Annotated in this window: 3 protein-coding genes; all 3 read right to left on the bottom strand. The window is 39.5% G+C overall.

All coding sequences use genetic code 11. From position 1 onward, the window contains the following. Positions 1-314: 314 nt before the first annotated feature. The 3 genes from AACV12_RS09195 to AACV12_RS09185 all read right to left on the bottom strand — a co-directional run bounded on the left by AACV12_RS09195 (position 315) and on the right by AACV12_RS09185 (position 1,864). Positions 315-596: a hypothetical protein gene (locus AACV12_RS09195; protein ID WP_017049020.1), complete on the bottom strand. Its 282-nt coding sequence runs from the start codon at positions 594-596 to the stop codon at positions 315-317. A 153-nt stretch (positions 597-749) separates the two neighbouring features. Continuing rightward, positions 750-1,190, bottom strand: a complete 441-nt coding sequence (locus tag AACV12_RS09190) for a hypothetical protein (RefSeq protein WP_170901606.1) — start codon at positions 1,188-1,190, stop codon at positions 750-752. A 158-nt stretch (positions 1,191-1,348) separates the two neighbouring features. Next, complete coding sequence (locus AACV12_RS09185) at positions 1,349-1,864, bottom strand: ClbS/DfsB family four-helix bundle protein (RefSeq protein WP_170901605.1); 516 nt, start codon at positions 1,862-1,864, stop codon at positions 1,349-1,351. Positions 1,865-2,091 lie beyond the last annotated feature (227 nt).

Below are 2,091 nucleotides of genomic sequence, written 5' to 3'. Positions count from 1 at the left end.
CTAACTTCAGGGCTTGTGCTTTAAATTCAGGGGAATGTTTAATTCTAGTTTTCTTAGTTGTCATTGTTCACCTCGTTAGTGATTGTACTCACTTAACTCAGTGTCCAAAACTGCTGGGGCGGATCACACAACTATTATACGCGATGATTGATTTCTACCATTTGAATATGACTATTTAAGTCCTCAGAATGCTAACGCCCGGCTAAGGGGTTGACAACGCAACGCCGAACTCAAAAAACACACTGTAAACACTGAACTTTAATTTTGTACTAAAGTCACCATGCGTTGGCAATCCCTCTTGAGCCGTTTGTTAGCTATTTTTTCCCAGTGACTGATTTGAATGATTCAAAAATGAATGTCGCCAATCCACCTGCAACATTTGAATTTGCATAATCCTTCAAAGGATCACAAAAATTTGATTTGAATTTATCAATAGCCTCTTCTGGAGAAGAAGCATAAATCGTATCACCTTCCACTTCTAACCCCGAGCTCAAGAGTTCTTCCTTTTCAAAAAGATAAGTTTCTGAACTCATATCCAGATAAGTAAATGCATTACGATTTGAATTTGGTTTACAGAAAAATTGATACTTTGACATCTTTAATTTCCTTGCTGCTGAATAAAACAATAGCTAACGCCCAATTAAGGGGTGAGCAACGCTACCACCCAACCTAAAGCATTGTGCCATAAACACTAAATTGGAAGTAGAACCAAAAATGCCAAGCGTTGGGAATCCCTCTTAAATTGTTTGTTATGTGCGTTCTTCTAAAGGTAACTCGGACAAATTTGTATTGAACAATTTACAACCAAAACCATCTTTAACAAATGAACGGTCTAAGCGTGCTTTAGCATATGCATATATAAACCAATCAGTCGGGCTATTGGGATCACGATATATAAAAGCTATGTTAGTCCAAACTTCATTTTTAAGCTGGTTATTCGCCACATTCAAACTTGCTCGATAAACCAAAAAACTACATTTTTGGTCTTTTTCAATAACGAAACGATTGATAAACGCATCAATATCCTTTGCGCACAACCTTGTACTTTTAGGCTTAGTACCTTTTTGTACATCGCATAAAAAAGACTCCACCTCATCATGCTTTGTTACAAGTATTGGATTACACACTGTTAGCTTGAAAGATTGTCCATCTTGATATGCCTTAGATGCAACATATGTAATTAAGCGCACAAATATCTCCTTTTATCGTAAGCACATAACGCCCGCCTAAGGGGCTGGCAACGCATTCCACTAAACTCAAACACACCAACCGTAACCACCGCGGCTCAATGGGACTGGAAACGCCGCGCGTTGACAGTCCCTCTTGAGGCGTTTGTTATGTGAATTGCCTACCTAAGCCTGTTGTTTTTGTTAAATCGCCTAACTTTGGCTCGCATATTTTTCATTGGTGATGACGTGTTGAACTGGATCATTCGACCTAATGTCCATTTTTCATACCACGTTGTTTCATACAATTCTTCATTGCTTAGGCTTTCAACCAACAAGATAAGCTTGTTGGTTGTTGAGTCTAACTCCTTGAGTAAGTCCTCGAATTTCCAATCACGGTACTGATCGTGAAAACTGACCGCCAATAATCCAAGCTGATTCCATTTATAACCCGTGTCAGGAAAATCGACTGGCAAACCTTGCGACTTCAAACTGTGCCATTTCAAGACCAAGTTTCCCCAACCAATAAGATAAGCGACAGTGTCGCAAACGCTAATTTGTGTTCCTTTTACGTTACCTTCAATTGCACACTGACGTGCCATTGATGCAGGAACACTCCGATAATCGACCATAAGTTTCGGGAATATAGAATTTATAGCTGTGAGCAACTCATCTTTTGATTCAGGAACTGAAGACATTATTTTCTCCATTCACATAACGCCCGGTTAAGGGGTTGACAACGCACTACTTAACTCAAAAAACACGCCGTAAACGCTGAATTTCAATTTTGAACTAAAATCGACGAGCGTTGGCAATCCCTCTTTAACCGTTTGTTATGCTTATTTTTTGAGCTTCACAACTTCACCACTCAATGCAACTCCAGCCATTACGGCTCCAGCACCACATTGAAAAGTATCGTTGCTTG

The organism is Vibrio sp. 2-2(8) (assembly GCF_963888495.1).
Taxonomy (GTDB): Bacteria; Pseudomonadota; Gammaproteobacteria; order Enterobacterales; family Vibrionaceae; genus Vibrio; species Vibrio anguillarum.
Note: the sequence above shows the minus strand (reverse complement) of the source record. Positions and strands in the feature narration are given on the sequence as shown.